This is a genomic window from Phycicoccus sp. Soil748, assembly GCF_001428025.1.
Lineage (GTDB): Bacteria > Actinomycetota > Actinomycetes > Actinomycetales > Dermatophilaceae > Pedococcus.
In genome coordinates, this window is the sequence record NZ_LMSC01000006.1 from 428,582 (window position 1) to 447,601 (window position 19,020).

Annotated in this window: 15 protein-coding genes; 13 read left to right on the forward strand and 2 right to left on the reverse strand. The window is 71.5% G+C overall.

The window, feature by feature from the left end:
- Positions 1–65: 65 nt before the first annotated feature.
- From ASG70_RS07035 to ASG70_RS07080, 10 genes are all read left to right on the forward strand, one after another.
- Positions 66–563: a hypothetical protein gene (locus ASG70_RS07035; RefSeq protein WP_056883102.1), complete on the forward strand. Its 498-nt coding sequence runs from the start codon at positions 66–68 to the stop codon at positions 561–563.
- A 4-nt stretch (positions 564–567) separates the two neighbouring features.
- Positions 568–1,281 carry an AIM24 family protein gene (locus ASG70_RS07040; RefSeq protein ID WP_056883103.1) on the forward strand — a complete coding sequence of 238 codons (714 nt, stop codon included), beginning with the start codon at positions 568–570 and terminating at the stop codon, positions 1,279–1,281.
- An 8-nt stretch (positions 1,282–1,289) separates the two neighbouring features.
- Positions 1,290–2,840, forward strand: coding sequence for a PqqD family peptide modification chaperone (locus ASG70_RS07045; RefSeq protein ID WP_082590237.1), 1,551 nt, complete (start codon positions 1,290–1,292; stop codon positions 2,838–2,840).
- Positions 2,841–2,855: 15 nt separating this feature from the next.
- Positions 2,856–3,395 carry an AAA family ATPase gene (locus ASG70_RS07050; RefSeq protein WP_056883104.1) on the forward strand — a complete coding sequence of 180 codons (540 nt, stop codon included), beginning with the start codon at positions 2,856–2,858 and terminating at the stop codon, positions 3,393–3,395.
- 105 nt (positions 3,396–3,500) lie between these two features.
- Positions 3,501–4,145, forward strand: a complete 645-nt coding sequence (locus tag ASG70_RS07055; RefSeq protein WP_156399861.1) for a TetR/AcrR family transcriptional regulator — start codon at positions 3,501–3,503, stop codon at positions 4,143–4,145.
- Complete coding sequence (locus ASG70_RS07060; RefSeq protein WP_056883106.1) at positions 4,145–5,878, forward strand: ABC transporter ATP-binding protein; 1,734 nt, start codon at positions 4,145–4,147, stop codon at positions 5,876–5,878. The genes ASG70_RS07055 and ASG70_RS07060 overlap by 1 nt, the downstream gene beginning before the upstream one ends.
- A gap of 86 nt (positions 5,879–5,964) precedes the next feature.
- The gene (locus tag ASG70_RS07065; protein WP_200949228.1) at positions 5,965–7,914 is read left to right on the forward strand and encodes an ABC transporter ATP-binding protein; all 1,950 of its coding nucleotides are present in this window, start codon (positions 5,965–5,967) and stop codon (positions 7,912–7,914) included.
- Positions 7,915–7,925: 11 nt separating this feature from the next.
- Positions 7,926–8,768: a pentapeptide repeat-containing protein gene (locus ASG70_RS07070; RefSeq protein ID WP_056883108.1), complete on the forward strand. Its 843-nt coding sequence runs from the start codon at positions 7,926–7,928 to the stop codon at positions 8,766–8,768.
- A 96-nt stretch (positions 8,769–8,864) separates the two neighbouring features.
- Positions 8,865–10,625, forward strand: a complete 1,761-nt coding sequence (locus ASG70_RS07075) for a sodium:solute symporter family protein (RefSeq protein ID WP_056883109.1) — start codon at positions 8,865–8,867, stop codon at positions 10,623–10,625.
- Positions 10,626–10,636: 11 nt separating this feature from the next.
- Positions 10,637–10,942, forward strand: coding sequence for a hypothetical protein (locus ASG70_RS07080; RefSeq protein ID WP_056883110.1), 306 nt, complete (start codon positions 10,637–10,639; stop codon positions 10,940–10,942).
- Positions 10,943–11,034: 92 nt separating this feature from the next.
- On the opposite strand, the gene ASG70_RS07085 is transcribed toward ASG70_RS07080, so the two are convergent.
- Entirely contained in the window at positions 11,035–12,210 is a 1,176-nt protein-coding gene (locus ASG70_RS07085) for an MFS transporter (RefSeq protein WP_056883111.1), read from the reverse strand.
- 1,193 nt (positions 12,211–13,403) lie between these two features.
- Entirely contained in the window at positions 13,404–14,207 is an 804-nt protein-coding gene (locus tag ASG70_RS07095) for a dioxygenase (protein ID WP_056883271.1), read from the reverse strand.
- Positions 14,208–14,373: 166 nt separating this feature from the next.
- Here ASG70_RS07095 and topA point away from each other — a divergent pair, with 166 nt between their 5' ends.
- The 3 genes from topA (at position 14,374) to ASG70_RS07110 (ending at position 19,016) form a co-directional block, all read left to right on the forward strand.
- Complete coding sequence (gene topA / locus ASG70_RS07100; RefSeq protein ID WP_369818878.1) at positions 14,374–17,205, forward strand: type I DNA topoisomerase; 2,832 nt, start codon at positions 14,374–14,376, stop codon at positions 17,203–17,205.
- Between the two features lie 5 nt (positions 17,206–17,210).
- Positions 17,211–18,572, forward strand: a complete 1,362-nt coding sequence (locus ASG70_RS07105) for a serine hydrolase (RefSeq protein WP_056883114.1) — start codon at positions 17,211–17,213, stop codon at positions 18,570–18,572.
- A gap of 150 nt (positions 18,573–18,722) precedes the next feature.
- Positions 18,723–19,016 (forward strand): FG-GAP-like repeat-containing protein, encoded by a 294-nt coding sequence (locus ASG70_RS07110; RefSeq protein WP_056883115.1) that lies wholly within the window; start codon positions 18,723–18,725, stop codon positions 19,014–19,016.
- Positions 19,017–19,020: the final 4 nt, after the last annotated feature.

Genomic DNA, 19,020 nt, shown 5'->3' on the forward strand with positions numbered 1-19,020 from the left:
GCATGCGGGGGGATGCCACGGGGTGGGCGCAACTGCTGAGGTCATCAGGTCGTGTCCAGTTCCGGGTGTCGCGACGGAAGGTCGGCCTCGTGGCCCTCGGCGGGGCCTGTCTGACGCTCGCCTCCGGCGCCATGTTCGTGTCGAAGCTGGGTGGCCCCGACGTGGGCGGCCTCGTCGTGGCGGGCTTCGCCTTCGTGTTCTTCGGCCTGTGCAGTGCCGTGGGCCTGCTGGCCCTCGTGCGGGGCGGCACCGCCTTCGCGGTCACGACCGAGGGGGTCGAGGCGGACCCCGCCCAGCCGGGTCGAGCAATCCCGTGGGACCAGGTCGTCACGGTCGAGGTGGTCCGCCAGGGGCGCGAGCGCATCGTCCAGCTGGGCCTCACCGACGGTGAGTTCGAGCGCCAGGCGGACGCCAACGCCATGAGCCGTGCGCTCTCCGGCGTCAGCGAACGCATCACCGGTGGTCCCGCGGCCTGGCTCCCGCGGACCACCGCCGCCGACCCGGAGGAGCTGGCGCAGTGGCTCCGGGAGGAGGCCGGCCACCGCAGCCGAGCCCTAGGCTGACCCCATGCACAGTCCGCTGTTCGACCAGGCGAACCTCGAGGTCCAGGCGCAGCAGCGCTTCGCCCTCCAGAACCCCCAGATGCTGCGCGTCCACCTCGGTGGCGACGTGCTGGCCGTCAAGGGCGCGATGGTGTCCTACCAGGGCAACATCCGCTTCGACCACGAGAAGGCCGGCAGCGTCGGCAAGCTCTTCAAGAAGGTCGTCACCGGCGAGGACGTGTCCCTCATGCGGGTGTCCGGCGAGGGTGATGTGTTCTTCGCCTCCGAGGCCGGCTTCGTCTTCCTCGTCGACCTCACCGGCGACGCGCTCAGCGTCAACGCCCGCAACCTGCTGGCCTTCGACTCCTCCGTGGCGTGGGACATCAAGCGCGTGCAGGGGGCCGGGGTGCTGAGCGGCGGGCTGTTCAACACCACGCTGCAGGGCACCGGCACGGTGGCGATCCACACGGTGGGCCAGCCGGTGATCCTCGACTGCAGCAGCCAGCCGACGTTCGTCGACGTGCAGGCCTGCGTCGGGTGGTCGGCCAACCTCGTGCCCCAGGTCGTCTCGAGCATGAACGTCCGCTCGATGCTGCGCGGCGGGTCCGGCGAGGCGTTCCAGTACGCGTTCCACGGGCAGGGTTTCGTCATCGTCCAGCCCAGCGAGTGGACGCCACCTCCGACGCAGGGCGGGGGCGGGGGCGGCGGGTTCAACCTCGGCGGCCTGCTCGACGGCTGACCCCACCGATGACCTCAGCCACGAACCCGGCCACGACCCCGGCCACGGCCTCGGCCACGGGACCCACCCCTCCTCCCGGCACCGACCCCGAGCTCGTCTCACGGCTGCGCGCGGACCTCGAGCAGGCGGGGTACACCCTCGACGGCGTCGACGCCCTCATCGGCCGGCTGGCGAACGCGGCCCTGGGACGCGAGCAGGCGCTCCCCGCCCAGCGGGCGACAGCCGACGCGGGCACCCCGGTGGCGACGCTCGTGCGCCTCTTCGTCCTCGGCGACGCGGTCGACGCCGGCGACGTGGCACTCGCCCTGCCGGCGCTGGGGCTGGAGGGCGCGCACCGCCTCGGGCTCGTCCGTGACCAGGGACCCGGCGTGGTCGCGTCGTGCGACCTGCGCCCGTACGGCGACGAGCGGCACCACTGGTGGGTGGCCTCCGACCTCACCGAGCTCGCGACGCGCGAGCCGCTGCGCGAGGACCACGTGCTCGGGCTGGGCGGCGCCTCGACGACCCTCGCGTCGTGGACGCCGCGGCCGCAGGTGAACCGCGCCCTGGACATCGGGACCGGGTGCGGGGTGCAGGCGCTGCACCTCGGCGCCCACGCCGAGCACGTCACCGTCACCGACATCTCCGAGCGCGCCCTGGCCTACGCGCGGTTCAACGCGGCGCTCAACGGGTGTGATTGGGAGGTCGTCGGTGGCTCGATGCTCGACCCGGTGGCGGGTCGCCGGTTCGAGCTCATCGTGAGCAACCCGCCGTTCGTCATCACCCCGCGCACGCCGGACATCCCGCTGTTCGAGTACCGCGACGGTGGCGCCGCCGGCGACGAGGTCGTCTCCGGCCTCGTGCGCTCCATCGGCGACCACCTCGAGCCCGGCGGCATCGCCCAGTTCCTCGGCAACTGGGAGGTCGTGGGCGACGCCGACTGGCGCGACCGCGTCCGCGGCTGGGTCGAGGGCACGGGGCTCGACGCCTGGGTGGTGCAGCGGGAGGTGCAGGACCCGGCGCAGTACGCCGAGACGTGGGCCCGCGACGGCGGCCACCACAGCGCCACGGCCGAGTTCGCCACGATGTATGCCGCCTGGCTGGACGACTTCGCCTCGCGCGACGTGACGGCGGTGGGCTTCGGTGTGGTGACGCTCCAGCGCCCCGCGACCGACAGGGCGCCGTTCCTCGAGCTCGACGAGGTCAGCGGCCCGGTCGCCTCACCCATGGGCCCGCACGTGCTCGCCGGCATCCGGGCGCGGACGTGGCTCGCCGAGCACGGCGACGACGAGCTGCTGGACGTCGCCTGGAGCTGCGCGCAGGACGTCACCGAGGAGCGGCACTCCCGCCCCGGCGACACCGACCCGAGCGTCATCCTGCTGCGGCAGGGGAGCGGGCTGCGCCGGGTGGTGCGGCTGGACACCGCCGGGGCTGCGTTGGTCAGCGTCTGTGACGGCACCCTGCCCGCCGGTGCCGCGGTCGACGCGATCGCCCAGCTGCTCGACGTCCCCGCCGCGGAGCTGCGGGCCGACCTCGTGCCGCTGCTGCGCGGGCTCGTCGCCGACGGCCTGCTCGTCTGACCTAGGGCGTTGTCGATGGTTCCCCACGTCGTGGTGCTCAACGGTGGCTCGAGCTCGGGCAAGTCGTCCCTGGCGGGCGAGCTGGTCCGCCTGCTGCCGGGCACCTGGCTGCGGTTGAACGTCGACACCCTCATCGACGCGCTGCCGCCGGCCTTCGACGAGGTGGAGGGTGGGTTGGTGCTCGGGCTGGACGGCAGCGTCTCGACGGGGCCCGAGTTCGCCCGGGTCGAGAGCGCGTGGATGCGGGGTGTCGCCACGATCGCGGCCGAGGTGCCGGTGGTGGTCGAGGACGGGTTCCTCAGCGGGCCGGTGGGGCAGGAGCGGTGGCGCGAGGCGCTCGCCGGCCTGGACGTCCTGTGGGTCGGCGTACGGTGCGCGGCCGACGTCGCCGAGGCGCGAGAGCGGGCCCGCGGCGACCGGATCGGGGGCATGGCCCGCGCCCAGGCCGAGGCCGTGCACGCAGGGATCGGGTACGACCTCGAGGTCGACACGGGTGCGCTGTCGCCGGACGCTGCGGCAGCCGTCGTCGCGTCGGCGGTCGTGGACCGGACCTGACCCTGCTCGAGTGAGCACGGAGGTCCCGTCCTTGCCCTGGGGCCGGCATCTGCGCACGTCAGGAAAGGTGTTGTGAGTGAGCGCTCACTCACTTACTCTGTCCATGTGACACCCCGCGCCCCCGCCATGGCCCCTGAGGACCGTCGTGCCGCCATCATCGCGGCGACGGTCCCCCTCCTGCGTGACAAGGGGTCTGCCGTGAGCACGCGCGAGATCGCCAAGGCCGCCGGTGTCGCGGAGGGGACGATCTTCCGCGTCTTCGAGTCCAAGGACGAGCTCGTCGCGGCGTGCGTCCACGAGACGTTCGGCACCGACGCCCTCCAGGCCGCGCTCGGGCGGGTCGACCGCGAGCTGCCGCTCCGGGAGCGCCTGGCGGTCGCCGTCGCCCTGATGCAGGACTACCTGCGCGACATCTTCACCCTGATGTCGGTCCTGCACGCCTCTGGCGAGCCCGTCCGGCGACCGGGTGGCCGGCACCAGCCCGGGCGGGAGCAGGCCGGCTCGGCGGTCGACGAGGCCTTCGTCGACCTCGTCGGGGACGACGCGGACCAGCTGCGGCTGCCGCCGCTGGAGGTCGTCACCTACCTGCGCATGCTCACGCTCTCCAGCGTGCACCCGATGCTCGGCCACCAGGGCGCCACCGCGCAGGAGCTGGTCGACGTCATCCTCGAGGGGACGCTCGCGCGTCAGGACACCGTGAACGCCAACAACCGCAAGGGCGCCCGGGGCGTCGTCAAGGGGGAGAAGTAGTGCTCATCAAGATCGTCCGCGACTACCTGCGGCCCTACCGCGGGCTGGTCGCCGTGCTCGTCGGGCTGCAGCTCGTGGGCACCATCGCCTCGCTCTACCTGCCCAGCCTCAACGGCCGCATCATCGACGAGGGTGTCGCCAAGGGCGACACCGGCTACATCCTGCGCACCGGCGGCTGGATGCTCGGCGTCTCCCTCGTCCAGATCGCCGCCACCATCAGCGCCACCTACCTCGGGGCCCGGTCGGCTGCCGGCCTGGGCCGTGACCTGCGCGCCGACGTCTTCGCCCGGGTCGGCGACTTCTCGGCGCAGGAGGTGTCGAGGTTCGGTGCCCCGACCCTGATCTCGCGCAACACCAACGACGTCACGCAGGTGCAGCAGGTCGTCTTCATGGGCGCGGCGATGATGGTGTCGGCGCCGATCATGATGGTCGGCGGCATCATCATGGCCCTGCGCGAGGATGTCGGGCTCTCGTGGCTGGTCGCCGTGGCCGTCCCGCTGCTCGCCCTGTCGGTCTCCCTGGTGATCCGCAAGATGATCCCGCAGTTCCGGCTCATGCAGGAGTCGGTCGACTGGGTCAACCGCGTCCTGCGCGAGCAGATCACCGGCATCCGTGTGGTGCGGGCCTTCGTGCGCGAGGACCACGAGCGCGCGCGCTTCGCCGAGGCCAACACGCAGTACACGGGCACCGCGCTCGCGGTCGGGCGGCTGATGGCGATCGTCTTCCCGGTCGTCATGCTCATCTTCAACTCCTCGACCGTGGCGGTGCTGTGGTTCGGCTCGCACCGGGTTGCGAGCGGGCAGATGCAGATCGGCGAGCTGACGGCCTTCATGAGCTACCTCATGCAGATCCTCATGTCGGTCATGATGGCGACCTTCATGTCGATGATGATCCCGCGCGCCACGGTGTCGGCCGGGCGCATCGGCGAGGTCCTCGCGACCGACTCCACCGTCGTCCCGCCGGCCGAGCCGGTGGCCCTCCCGCGCACCCGCGCGGGGGTCGAGCTGCGTGACGTGATGTTCACCTATCCGGGGGCGGACGTGCCTGTGCTGCAAGGCATCTCGCTGGTGGCCGAGCCGGGCCGCACGACCGCCATCATCGGCAGCACCGGTGCCGGCAAGTCGACCATGCTCTCCCTCATCCCGCGCCTCTACGACGTCACCGGGGGCGCGGTGCTGATCGGCGGGGTCGACGTGCGCGATGCCGCGCTGGAGGACGTCTGGGGGCGCATCGGCCTCGTGCCGCAGAAGCCCTACCTGTTCACCGGCACCGTCGCGTCCAACCTGCGCTACGGCGACGACCGGGCGACCGACCAGGACCTCTGGGAGGCGCTGCGCATCGCCCAGGCGGAGGACTTCGTCCGCGCGATGCCCGAGGGCCTGGACTCGCCGATCGTCCAGGGCGGCACCAACGTGTCCGGCGGCCAGCGCCAGCGCCTGGCGATCGCCCGGGCCCTGGTCGCCAAGCCCGACATCTACCTGTTCGACGACAGCTTCTCGGCTCTCGACCTGTCCACCGACGCGAGGCTGCGCTCGGCCCTGCGGCCCGTCACGCGGGACGCGACCGTCATCGTCGTGGCGCAGCGGGTGTCGACCATCGTCGACGCCGACCACATCGTCGTCGTCGACGACGGGCTGGTGGTGGGGACGGGTCGGCACGACGAGCTGCTGGAGACCTGTCCCACCTACGTCGAGATCGTCGAGTCCCAGCAGAGCATGGAGGAGGCAGCGTGAGCGGCGAGGGTGTGAAGACCGCCGAGGAGAAGGCGGCCGAGGCGCGCCGCGGACCGGCGGCCCGGGCGGGGCAGCGGCACGGGCCGATGATGGGCGCCGGCATGCCCGCGGAGAAGTCGCAGGACTTCGTGCCGTCGGCCAAGCGGCTGCTCGGCCTGCTGCGCCCCGAGCGGGTGCAGCTGTATGCCGTGCTGGCCCTGGCCGTGGTCAGCGTGGGTCTCACTGCGGTGGGCCCGAAGGTTCTCGGCCGCGCCACCGACTACATCTTCGCCGGGTTCGTCGGCTCCAAGCTGCCGGCGGGCGCCTCGCGCGAGCAGGTGGTCGACGGGCTCCGCGCCGGGGGTCAGGGCACCCTCGCCGACCTCGTCGCCGGCCTGCCGCACCTCGTGCCGGGGCAGGGGATCGACTTCGGCGCCGTCGGCCGGATCCTGCTCCTCGTGCTGGGCATCTACGTGGTCGCGAGCCTGCTGTCGTGGGCCCAGGCGTACGTCCTGACCGGAGCGGTCAACCGCACCATCTTCGCGCTGCGGCGCGACGTCGAGGACAAGCTCAACCGGCTGCCGCTGCCCTACTTCGACGGCCAGCCGCGCGGCGAGCTCCTCAGCCGCGTCACCAACGACATCGACAACGTCGCGCAGAGCCTGCAGCAGACCCTCAGCCAGCTGCTGACGTCACTGCTCACGGTCGTCGCGATGGTGGCCATGATGATCTACATCTCGCCGCTCCTGGCCGTCATCGCGCTGGTCACCATCCCGGTCTCCATGGCGGTCACCGCCACGATCGGCAAGCGCTCGCAGAAGCACTTCATCCAGCAGTGGAAGAGCACCGGTGAGCTCAACGCGGTGGTCGAGGAGTCGTTCACCGGCCACGAGCTCGTCAAGGTGTTCGGGCGCCAGGACGAGGTGCGGGCGGCGTTCCGCGCCAAGAACGACGACCTGTTCGACGCCGGCTTCGGCGCCCAGTTCATCAGCGGCATCATCATGCCGACGATGATGTTCATCGGGAACCTCAACTACGTGATCATCGCCGTGGTGGGTGGCCTTCGGGTCGCCAGTGGCACCATGACCCTCGGCGACGTGCAGGCGTTCATCCAGTACTCCCGCCAGTTCACCCAGCCGCTGACCCAGGTGGCCTCGATGGCCAACCTGCTGCAGTCGGGCGTCGCCTCGGCCGAGCGCGTGTTCGAGGTGCTCGACGCGCCGGAGCAGCGCCCCGACCCGGCTTCCGCGACGGTGCTCGAGAACCCCCGGGGGCGCGTGGAGTTCGACGACGTGTCGTTCTCCTACGACCCCGAGTCGCGGCTGATCGAGCACCTCGACCTCGTCGTGGAGCCGGGGCAGACCGTGGCCATCGTGGGCCCGACCGGTGCCGGGAAGACGACGCTGGTCAACCTCATCATGCGGTTCTACGAGCTCGACGGTGGCCGCATCACCCTCGACGGCATCGACATCACCGACCTGGCCAGGCACACGCTGCGCAGCGAGATCGGCATGGTGCTGCAGGACACCTGGCTGTTCGGCGGCACCATCCGCGACAACATCGCCTACGGCAAGCCCGGGGCCCCGGAGGAGGAGGTGCTCGCCGCGGCACGCGCCACCTACGTCGACCGGTTCGTGCACTCGCTGCCCGACGGGTACGACACCGAGCTCGACGCCGAGGGCGGCAACATCAGCGCGGGTGAGAAGCAGCTGCTGACCATCGCGCGCGCGTTCCTGTCCAACCCCGCGCTGCTGATCCTCGACGAGGCCACCAGCTCGGTCGACACCCGCACCGAGCTGCTCGTGCAGCAGGCGATGTCGGCGCTGCGCCAGGACCGCACGAGCTTCGTCATCGCCCACCGGCTCTCCACGATCCGGGACGCCGACGTCATCCTCGTGATGCGCGACGGTGCCATCGTCGAGAAGGGCCCCCACGAGGAGCTGCTCGCGCGCGACGGTGCCTACGCCGAGCTCTACGCCGCCCAGTTCAGCGGTGCGGCGGTCGACATCGACACCGGGGAGGCGCCCGCGGCCGAGCTGGCGCCGGCGCGCGCCTGACGGGCCGCTCCGTGTCCACACCTTCCCGCCCGGGGACGGGCTCGGTCCCCGAGGTCGAGCTCGTCGCCGACTGCTCGCGCTGCTTCGGGCTGTGTTGCGTCGTCCCGGCGTTCTCCGCGTCCGCCGACTTCGCGATCGACAAGCCGGCCGGGACCCCGTGTCCCAACCTCGGCGGGGGGTTCAGCTGCACCATCCACGCCGAGCTGCGGCCGCGCGGCTTCGCCGGCTGCACGGCGTACGACTGCTTCGGCGCAGGCCAGCGCATCTCCCAGGTGACGTTCGGGGGAGTGGACTGGCGCACGGACCCGGACCGCGCGCCGGCCATGTACGCCGCGTTCCGGGTGGTGCGCGAGCTGCACGAGCTGCGCAGCCACCTGGCGGAGGCGCGCCGCCTCGCCGTCGGCGCCGCACCGGGTACGGAGCTGGGCCGGGACGTCGAGGACCTCGACGCCGAGGTGGAACAGGCCGCGGCCGGGGTGCTGGAGGAGCTCGCGCGCGTCGACCTGCCCGCGCTGGGCGCGCGCACCGGTGCACTCCTTGCCCGCGTGAGCGCCACCGTACGGGGACCGGGCGGGACCGACCTCGCCCGCGGCGACCTCGTCGGTGCGGACCTGCGCGGCCGTGACCTGCGGGCGGCGACGCTGCGCGGTGCGCTGCTGCTGGGGGCGGACCTGCGCGGCTGCGTGCTCGACCGCACGGACCTGCTCGGCGCCGACCTGCGCGGCGCGAGGTTGCACGCCGCCGACCTGTCCCGGGCGCTGTTCCTGACCCGGCCGCAGGTGGGGGCGGCACTCGGCGACCTGGCGACGGTGCTGCCGCAGGACCTTCCGCGTCCGGGCCACTGGACGGACTGACCTCCCGAGACCGGTGCGGCGCTCGCCACCGGGTGCCTAAACGACGCACACGCCCTAGGTTTGATCCGCTGGTCTGTCGTCGTCTAGGAGCCGCTGATGTCTCACCTCGCCCTCGCGGTGCCCGCCGCCACCCCCCTGATCGACGCGACCTGGCTCGACTACCTCCTGGTCGTCATCTACTTCGGGTTCGTCCTGGGCATCGGCTTCCTGGCCCGCCGGTCGGTCTCCGACTCGATCGACTTCTTCCTCTCGGGCCGCTCGCTGCCGGCGTGGGTGACGGGTCTGGCGTTCATCTCCGCCAACCTCGGTGCCGTCGAGATCATGGGCATGTCCGCCAACGGTGCCGAGATCGGGCTGCCGACGGTGCACTACTTCTGGGTGGGTGCGATCCCCGCGATGCTGTTCCTCGGCGTCGTGATGATGCCGTTCTACTACGGCTCCAAGGTGCGGTCGGTCCCGGAGTTCATGTTCCGCCGATTCGGCACGGGCGCGCACCTGGTCAACGCGATCAGCTTCGCGGTGGCCCAGCTCCTCATCGCCGGAGTCAACCTCTACCTGCTCGGCTCGATCGTCCACGCGCTGCTCGGCTGGCCGCTGTGGGTGGCGCTCATCGTCGCCGCAGCGATCGTGCTGTCCTACATCACCCTCGGTGGCCTGTCGGCCGCGATCTACAACGAGGTGCTGCAGTTCTTCGTCATCGTCGCCTCGCTGCTGCCGCTCACGCTGATCGGCCTGCACCGGGTCGGTGGCTACGGCGGCCTCAAGGACAAGATCGCCGCGTTCGCCGACTCCGCCCCCGCCGCCGCGAAGGTTGCCCCCGCAGGCCAGCAGCTCGAGTCCTGGCCCGGTCAGGCGCTGTCCGGCTTCAGCTCCGGCACCCTGTCGGTCATCGGGATCGTCTTCGGCCTCGGGTTCGTGCTGTCCTTCGGCTACTGGACGACGAACTTCGTCGAGGTGCAGCGCGCGATGGCCTCCAAGTCGATCTCGGCGGCACGCAAGACGCCGATCATCGGGGCGTTCCCCAAGATGTTCGTGCCCTTCCTCGTCATCCTCCCCGGCATGGTCTCGGCCGTCCTGGTCAAGGAGATGGTCGACCTCAAGGGCGGTGGCCACCCGGCCGGCGGTGCCTCCGGCGAGGGCGTGAAGTACAACGACGCCCTGCTGCTCCTGATGCGCGACATCCTCCCCAACGGCTTGCTGGGCCTGGCCATCGCGGGCCTGCTCGCCGCGTTCATGGCCGGCATGGCGGCCAACATCTCGGCGTTCAACACCGTCTTCAGCTACGACCTGTGGCAGCGCTACATCCGCAAGGACCACAGCGACGACTACTACCTGCGCATCGGCCGGCTCGCGACGGTGGCGGCGACGATCATCGCGATCTTCACGGCCACGATCGCGTCGAGCTTCTCCAACGTCATGGACTACCTCCAGACGCTGTTCGGGTTCTTCAACGCACCGCTGTTCGCGACGTTCATCCTCGGCATGTTCTGGAAGCGCATGACCGCGACCGCGGGCTGGGTGGGCCTGTCGAGCGGCACCATCTCGGCCGTCATCGTGGCGTTCCTGTCCGAGGACGCGTTCGGGTCCGCCAGCCTCGGCGTCCTGCCGCTGTCCGGCCAGGGCGCGAGCTTCGTCGCCGCCTCCACCGCCTTCGTCGTCGACATCGTGGTCAGCGTCCTGGTGACCATGGTGACCGAGCCGAAGCCGGCCTCGGAGCTCAAGGGCCTGGTCTACTCCGAGACGCCCAAGGAGGACCTCGTCGACCCGGACGAGGCCAGCCAGCCGTGGTACCAGCGCACGATGCCGCTCGCCGGGATCGCGCTCGTCATGGTCCTCATCCTCAACTTCGCCTTCTAGGAGCCGCTGCCATGCCAGACCAGACGACCGGAGCCGGCAAGAAGACCGCTGGGGCCTTCGACATCCGCAACATCATCGGCCTGCTGCTCGGCACCTACGGCGTGATCCTGCTGCTCGCGGGGCTGTTCGGTGACAAGGCCCTGGACAAGACCGGTGGCGTCAACGCCAACCTGTGGACGGGGCTCGCGCTCGTCGTCGCGTCCGTGGTGTTCCTCGGCTGGGCGCGGCTCAAGCCGATCGTCGTCCCCGAGGAGGTCGCCAAGGCGGGAGACGACCCGACCCGACCGGCGCCCCGCCGACGCACCAGCGGCCACTGACCAGCCCCCGCCACTCGCGCTTCAACTCCCGCCCGCGCTCCTACCGAGCTCCTCCCGCTCCCAGCTTTGGGGGCAGGAGGGTGAGTCTGGGCTCACTCTCCCGCCCCCAAAGTCAACGCGTCGGCGTTCTTGCCTGCTGCGCTGAGCCCCAGGGTCGCCGCTGCCGCCAGGGCCAGGAACCCGCCGACCACCCACATCAGCCGCGGTGAGGCGCCGAACAGCGCCCCCGCCAACGGTGGGGCGATGACGGTGCCGCCGATGGAGGCCGCGCCGTAGAGGCTCTGGTAGCGGCCGTGCATGCCCTCGGGCGCGCGGTCCGCGGCATGGGCCGTCGCGGTCGGCTTGTAGAGCATCTCGCCCGCGGTGACGACCACCAGGGCGGTAAGGACGGTGGCGACCGCGGGGGACGGCGCCACGACGAGCCACCCGAGGCCGACCAGGGCGAACCCGGCGACGATGAGCGGCTCCGGGCTGCGGGCTCGCAGGCGGTGGGCCAGCCACGGCTCGAACAGCACGATGAGCACACAGTTGAGCGAGATGGTCGTGCCGTAGACCCAGGGGGCGGCGCCGAGCGTGTCGAGCTGCCACGGCACGGCCGAGTAGGCGAAGCGGTAGGCGGTGTCGGCGACCACGACCGTGAGGAGCAGCAGGACGAAGCGCGGATCGGCACGCAGGGCGGTCAGCACGCGGGTGGGCGTGCCCTCGGGGGCGGCGGCGCGGGCCGTGGCCGGAACCACCAGGAGCACGACGCCCAGCATGAGCAGGCTCGCCAGGGCGTCGATGACGAAGACCGCGCCGAAGTGGTGGACCGCGAGCAGACCGCCCAGTGGCGGCCCGAGCACCGTGCCGGCGTTGTTGACCGACCGCATCCACGCGCTCGCGCGACGGCGGTCCTCGCTGGGGAGGGCGCTGGTGACCAGGGCGAAGGACACCGGTCGTCCGATGCCGCCGAGCGCGCCCATGACGAACAGCACGACGGCCAGGCCACCGGTCGGGGTGAGCGGGACGACGGCGCACCCGAGGGCTGAGGCGAGCGAGGCGAAGGCCAGGGTCGGGCGCAGTCCCCACCGGTCGCCCACCGAGCCGCCGGCGAGGTTGCCCAGGATCGTGCCCACACCCCATACCGCGGCCACCGACCCGGCAGCAGCCTCGTCGAGGCCGCGGTCGGAGACGAGGTAGAGCGGGACGAACACCCAGGCCATGGACCCGAGCGCGTTGACGAACCGGCCGACCAGCAACCACCGCACCCACCCCGGGAGTTCGCCCACGCCCGGCATCCTGCCAGCCACCCCCGACGCCCTCTTGCCGGTCTTCCCACGTTTGGGGGCAACTTGGTGATCAGTACGTCACGCTGCTGCCCCCAAACCGCCGCCGGTGAGGGCCTGTATGCCGTGACCACCTGTCGCATGAACGCGGCGGTCTGCAGGCGGAGTCCGATGAGGTCGATCGTCAGGACGGTCTCGCCGTCGATGGCGAGCGCGTTGCGTCGCAGGTTGTCTGCACTCACTGCCAGCCCGAGCCGGTGCTGCGCCCCGTCGACCTCCACCACGAGGGGGCAGTCCCGCCACCGCACATCCAGGTAGATCCGTCCGGCGATCCCGCTGCGGACGACCTGACGTTCGGGTGTCGGCAGGTGGTGCAGACGACACAAGGCTGCGAAGTCGAGCTCACCGAGGGAGTGTGCGCCGTCCGCGATGTCCTCGACGACCTGCCGGACGAAGGCCGAGCGACCGTAGTGGGCGCCCGCCAGCGCAGCGGCACGAGGTCGCCGGCCCGGACCAGCCGCTGCTGGACGGCCAGACACAGGACGAGGGCGGCTTGGCGGTCCGACCGGGCCCACTGAGCGGCTCGGATGGCAGCGACCGCAGGCCTCACCCGTGGGACACCAGCGGCCCGGACGTCCGAGCTGCGCGTCGCACGGACCTGGTGGACGCAGACCCCGCTCACCCGCCGGCTCCCGTGCCCCTCGTGGTCGACGGACACGTGGACCGTCTCCTCGTCGAAACCGGTCAGTCCGGCGGCCTCCAGTGCGGACACGCCGTCGAGGGCGGCGGAGCGCCCCACCTCCCAGACCGCTCGCCACCGCAGCGCCTCTCGGGACAGGGCGGCGGTGTGCACTGCCACCGTGCGCAGGCCGTGCAGGGCCCATCGGTCCGCCCGCTCGCACCTCGGAGGCGACGGCCCAGCGGTCCACCTCGGCGTCGAGGAGCATGGCGCGCGAGACGACGCCGCCGTGCAGCTCTGCGATGGCCGACACGGTGCGTCGACGGTCCTGGCCACGCTGGGTCATCGCGACAGGCTGTCGCGGGAGTGCGGGACGCGCCGCGCACGTCGGTCGCGCCTGTGGAGAGAGGGCTCCGGAAGCCGGGGCTGTGGACGCCCCCTACTTGCTTTGGGGGCGACAGAGTGACGTATGGGTCACCCTCGTGCCCCCAAACGCGGGAAGGAGGAGAGGCGGGGCTCAGGTGAACTGCCAGGAGCGCTTGCTCAGGCCGAACCAGAAGCCGTCGATCACGCTCTCGTTCTCCAGCGAGCCCGACTCGTACGCTGCGCCGAGGCTGACGTAGAGCGGGGCCCAGTGCTCGGTGCGGGGGTGCGCCTCGCGAGCAGCAGGTGCCTGGTGGACGAAGTCGAGGATGGCGTCGATGTCCTGGCGCTCGAGGGCCTCGGCGGCCCAGTGGTCGAACTCCGACGACGCCGCCGGGGGCTGGCCATCAGGCCCGGCCGAGGGGTTGAACCACCGCAGGTTGTGCGTCGTGAACCCTGACCCGACGATCAGCGTGCCCTCGTCGCGCAGCGGAGCGAGCGTGCGCCCGATCTCGAACAGCGCCTTCGGGTCGAGGGTTGGCATCGACATCTGGAGGACGGGCACGTCGGCGTCGGGGTACATCTCCACCAGCGGGACGTAGGCGCCGTGGTCGAGACCGCGGGTCTCGTCGCGGTGGACGGGGTGGTCCGCGGTGTGCACGAGCCGCTCCACGGACGCCGCCAGCTCGGGGGCGCCCGGGGCGGCGTACGTGACGTCGTAGTAGCGCTGGGGGAAGCCCCAGAAGTCGTACACGAGCGGCACCTGGCCCGAGGTGGCGCTGAGCGACAGCGGCGCCTCCTCCCAGTGGGCCGAGACCATGAGCACGTTCGCCGGCTTGCCGAAGGTGCCGGACCAGTCGGCGAGCTGCCGGGTCCACACCGGGTCGTCGGCCAGCGGGGGCGCTCCGTGGCTGAGGTACAGCACGGGCTGGCGCGCGGACACGGTCGAGGGGCTCATGAGCTGAGCATACATCTACTTGAATCTTCAATCAATCACAGACGGCGGTCCTGTTGACGAGACCTCGCGCCGCGGACTTGACGCGACCGGCTACCGTCGTGCGCGTTGCCATGTCCACGCTGCGACGAATCCGCAGCACATGGGAGCAGGAACCGAGGAAGAGAACGTGAGCGAAGGGCGCAAGCTCGTCATCGTCGAGTCGCCGGCCAAGGCGAAGACGATCGGTGGCTACCTGGGCAAGGACTGGGACGTCGAGGCGTCCGTCGGCCACATCCGCGACATCCCGACCCCGTCGGAGATGCCCGCCGAGATCAAGAAGGGCCCGTTCGGCCGCTTCGGTGTCGACGTCGACAACGGCTTCGAGGCCTACTACGTCGTCGACAGCGACAAGAAGAAGAAGGTCGCCGAGCTCAAGCGTCTGCTCAAGAACGCCGACGAGCTCTACCTGGCCACTGATGAGGACCGCGAGGGCGAGGCGATCGCCTGGCACCTGCTCGAGGTGCTCAAGCCCAAGGTCCCGGTCAAGCGCATGGTGTTCCACGAGATCACCAAGGAGGCCATCCAGCGCGCCTCCACCAACACCCGTGACCTCGACGTCGCCCTCGTCGACGCCCAGGAGACCCGCCGCATCCTCGACCGCCTCTACGGCTACGAGGTCAGCCCGGTCCTGTGGCGCAAGGTCAAGGCCGGCCTGTCCGCAGGCCGCGTGCAGTCCGTCGCGACCCGCATCGTGGTCGAGCGTGAGCGCGAGCGGATGGCGTTCGTCCGCGCGTCCTACTGGGACGTCGAGGGCGACTTCACGCCCGACGGGGCCTCCAACCAGTTCACCGCGCGGCTGACCTCGGTCGACGGCAGCCGCGTCGCCATGGGCCGCGACTTCAACGACGACGGCACGCTCAAGGGCAAGTCCGTCGTCCATCTCGACGAGGCCACCGCGACCTCCATCGCCACCCAGGTGCTCACCTGCCAGGTCGGCGTCACGAGCGTCCAGGAGAAGCCGTACACCCGGCGCCCCAGCGCGCCCTTCACGACCAGCACCCTGCAGCAGGAGGCGTCGCGCAAGCTGCGCCTGTCCTCGAAGAACGCGATGCGCGTCGCGCAGCGCCTCTACGAGAACGGCTACATCACCTACATGCGCACCGACAGCACCACGCTGTCGGAGGCCGCCCTCACCGCGGCCCGCCAGCAGGCCCGTGACCTGTACGGCGCCGAGTACGTCCCGCAGTCGCCGCGCCTCTACGAGAAGAAGGTCAAGAACGCGCAGGAGGCCCACGAGGCCATCCGCCCCGCGGGTGACCGCTTCCGCACCCCGGCGCAGGTCGCCGGCGAGCTGCGCGGCGACGAGTTCGCCCTCTACGAGCTGATCTGGAAGCGCACCGTGGCCTCGCAGATGGCCGACGCGCGCGGCTCGACCGCGACGGTGAGGCTCGGCGGCACGCTCGAGGACGGGCGCGTCGTCGAGTTCAGCGCGTCCGGCACGGTCATCACCTTCCGCGGCTTCCTCGCGGCATATGAGGAGGGGCGCGACGAGGAGCGCGCGTCCAAGGCCGCCGAGGCCGAGGAGGAGCGCCGCCTGCCCAAACTGAGCGAGGGCGTCTCCCTCACCGTCGTGCGCGCCGAGGCCGACGGCCACGAGACCACGCCGCCCCCGCGCTACACCGAGGCGACGCTCGTGAAGGCCATGGAGGAGAAGGGAATCGGTCGCCCGTCGACCTATGCCTCCACCGTCGGCACCATCCAGGACCGTGGCTACGTCAACACCCGCGGGTCGGCGCTGATCCCGACCTGGCTGGCGTTCGCCGTGACGCGCCTGCTCGAGGAGCACTTCACCGAGCTCGTCGACTACGACTTCACCGCCTCCATGGAGGAGGACCTCGACCGCATCGCCGGTGGCGACGCCCAGCGCGCCGAGTGGCTCAAGCGGTTCTACTTCGGTGAAGGTGATGGCGGTGAGGGTGCTGGCGGCGAGGGAGGGGGCGCCGGTGTCGCCGCGAGCCGTGAGCCGGGCCTGCCGGACGCCAGTGGCGGCCACCTGGGCCTCAAGCAGCTCGTCGACGACCTCGGCGAGATCGACGCGCGCGAGATCTCGACCATCCCGATCGGCGAGGGCATCGTCGTGCGGGTCGGGCGCTACGGGCCCTACGTCGAGGAGACCGTGCCGCAGGGTGTGGACCTGTCGACCGGCGAGATGACCGACGACGCGTCCACCGCCCCGCGCCGAGCGACGATCAACGACGACGTCGCCCCCGACGAGATGACCCCGGCCAAGGCGCGCGAGCTGCTCGAGCAGTCCGCGGACGACGGCAAGGTCCTCGGCCAGGACCCGGAGAACGGTCGCGACATCGTGGCCAAGGCCGGCCGCTACGGCCCCTACGTCACCGAGGTCCTCGACGAGGAGACCGCGGCGCTCAAGGGCAAGAACAAGGTCAAGCCGCGGACGGCCTCGCTGTTCAAGGACATGGACCTCGCGACCATGGACCTCGAGACCGCGCTCAAGCTGCTCAGCCTGCCCCGCGTCGTCGGCGCGACGACCGAGGAGGACGGCACGACGGTCGAGATCACCGCGCAGAACGGCCGCTACGGGCCCTACCTCAAGAAGGGCACGGACTCCCGGTCGCTGACCACCGAGCAGCAGCTCTTCGACATCACGCTCGAGGAGGCGCTGGCGATCTACGCCCAGCCCAAGCAACGTGGTCGTGCCGCCTCGGCGCCGCTCAAGGAGCTCGGCAACGACCCGGTGTCCGGCCGGCCGATGGTGGTCAAGGACGGCCGGTTCGGCCCCTACGTCACCGACGGTGAGACCAACTCGACCCTGCGCAAGGGCGACGACCCCGAGTCGATCACGCCCGAACGCGGTGCCGAGCTGCTCGCGGAGAAGCGGGCGAAGGGCCCGACCACGCGCAAGCGCGCGGCCAAGAAGGCCCCGGCTCGCAAGACCGCCAAGAAGGCGGCCACCAAGAAGACCGCCACGAAGAAGACCGCGACCAAGAAGGCCTGACCCGGATGCCGTTGCAGCCCACCACCGCCGCCGCGCTCGAGCTGCGACTCGCGCAGGAGCAGTCGTCGTCGCGACTGCCCTCCGTCGCCGCGGGGCTCGTCCGCGGTGGCGAGCTGGTCTGGTCCGGCGCGGTCGGCACCCTCTCGGGGCGGACGGGTGGCGAGGCGGCAACGGCGGGCACGCAGTACCGCATCGGCTCGATCACCAAGACGTTCGTGGCAGTCGAGGTCATGCGGCTGCGCGACGCCGGAGCGCTTGACCTGTCCGACCGGCTCGACCAGCACCTGCCCGAGACGGCGGCCAGCGACTTCGGGCACGTCACCGTCGCCCAGCTGCTGTCGCACTCCTCGGGCCTGCAGGCCGAGACGAGCGGGCCCTGGTGGGAGCGGACGCAGGGCGGCGAGTGGTCCGACCTGCTGGCCAGCCGGCCGCAGCTGCGCTTCCGTCCCGGCGCGCGGTTCCACTACTCCAACGTCGGGTATGCCGCCCTCGGCGAGCTGGTCGCGCGGCTGCGGGGCGTCTCCTGGGACGAGGCGGTCCGCACCCAGCTGCTCGAGCCGCTCGGCATGACCCGCACCACCACCCGGCCGCAGGCGCCGAGCGCGCCGGGCTGGGGCGTGCACCCGCTGGCCGACCTCGTGCACGTGGAGCCCGAGCACGACGCCGTCTCCATGGCCCCGGCCGGCCAGCTGTGGTCGACCGCGGAGGACCTGTCCCGCTGGGCGGCCTTCCTCGCCGGCGAGACGGCCGGGCTGCTGTCCACCGAGACGCTGGACGAGATGTGCCTGCCCATCGCCGTCAACGACACCCCCGGTGCCGCCTGGACCGGCGCGCACGGACTCGGCTTCCAGGTGTGGAACGTCGACGGCCGCCGGTTCGCCGGTCACGGAGGCTCGATGCCGGGGTTCCTCGCGGGGTTGCGGGTCGACCTCGAGACCGGCGACGGCGTGGTCGTGTTCGCCAACGCCACCTCCGGGCTGGGACCGCTCCACGTCGACCTCCTGCAGCTGCTGGCCGAGCACGAGCCGCACCCGCCGACTCCCTGGACCGCCGACGCCGACCAGGTGGACGGGCTCGAGCTGGTCGGCGACTGGTACTGGGGCACGACGGCGTACACGCTCCGTCTGGCCTCCGACGGCGTCCTCGTGCTGGGCGAGCCCGGCCTCCACCGCGGGTCCCGCTTCCGCCCCGTGGGCGACGGCTGGGTCGGGCTCGACGGCTACCACGAGGGTGAGCCGCTCGTCGCGGTCCGCGACGCCGACGGGCGCGTCGGTCACCTCGACCTGGGCTCGTTCCGCTTCAGCCGTACGCCGTACGACCCCGCCTCCGACGTGCCGGGAGACGTGCACCCCGACCGCTGGCACTGAGCGAGGCCGCCACCCCGCTTCCGGTGCGTGACGCGAACCGCTGTCTGCGCCGGCGGGTCTGCGCGAGTGCGCAGGTTGTCCCGAATTGCCCTCCACGAGGGTCGGCTGGCCCCTATCCTTCGGCAGTCGCGTCGGTGGTGAGGGGGAGCGATGAGGCATCGGATCGCGGGGGTCCTGACGGTGGCGGCACTCGTCGCCGCGGCGTCGGTGGTCGCCGTCCCGGGCGGCCGGGTGAGCGGCGAGCTGCGCGTCGAGAGACGGGTGGTCGGCTCCGGGTGGGGCGGGCTGGGCACGCTCTTCTCCGCACGTGACGTCACCGGCGACGGCAAGGTCGACCTCGGCGTCGTGACGACCGGCGGCACCCTTCGCATCTACAAGGGCCGTGGCAACGGCACCTTCTCCAGCGCCGTCGCGGTCAGCTCCGGCTGGGCGCCCTACCCCTGAGGAC

Coding starts and splice junctions, on each gene's coding strand:
- ASG70_RS07110 (WP_056883115.1), top strand. CDS start 18,723: ATGAGGCATCGGATCGCGGGGGTCCTGACGGTGGCGGCACTCGTCGCC.
- ASG70_RS07065 (WP_200949228.1), top strand. CDS start 5,965: ATGATGGGCGCCGGCATGCCCGCGGAGAAGTCGCAGGACTTCGTGCCG.
- ASG70_RS07050 (WP_056883104.1), top strand. CDS start 2,856: ATGGTTCCCCACGTCGTGGTGCTCAACGGTGGCTCGAGCTCGGGCAAG.
- ASG70_RS07045 (WP_082590237.1), top strand. CDS start 1,290: ATGACCTCAGCCACGAACCCGGCCACGACCCCGGCCACGGCCTCGGCC.
- ASG70_RS07040 (WP_056883103.1), top strand. CDS start 568: ATGCACAGTCCGCTGTTCGACCAGGCGAACCTCGAGGTCCAGGCGCAG.
- ASG70_RS07075 (WP_056883109.1), top strand. CDS start 8,865: ATGTCTCACCTCGCCCTCGCGGTGCCCGCCGCCACCCCCCTGATCGAC.
- ASG70_RS07095 (WP_056883271.1), bottom strand. CDS start 14,207: ATGAGCCCCTCGACCGTGTCCGCGCGCCAGCCCGTGCTGTACCTCAGC.
- ASG70_RS07105 (WP_056883114.1), top strand. CDS start 17,211: ATGCCGTTGCAGCCCACCACCGCCGCCGCGCTCGAGCTGCGACTCGCG.
- ASG70_RS07080 (WP_056883110.1), top strand. CDS start 10,637: ATGCCAGACCAGACGACCGGAGCCGGCAAGAAGACCGCTGGGGCCTTC.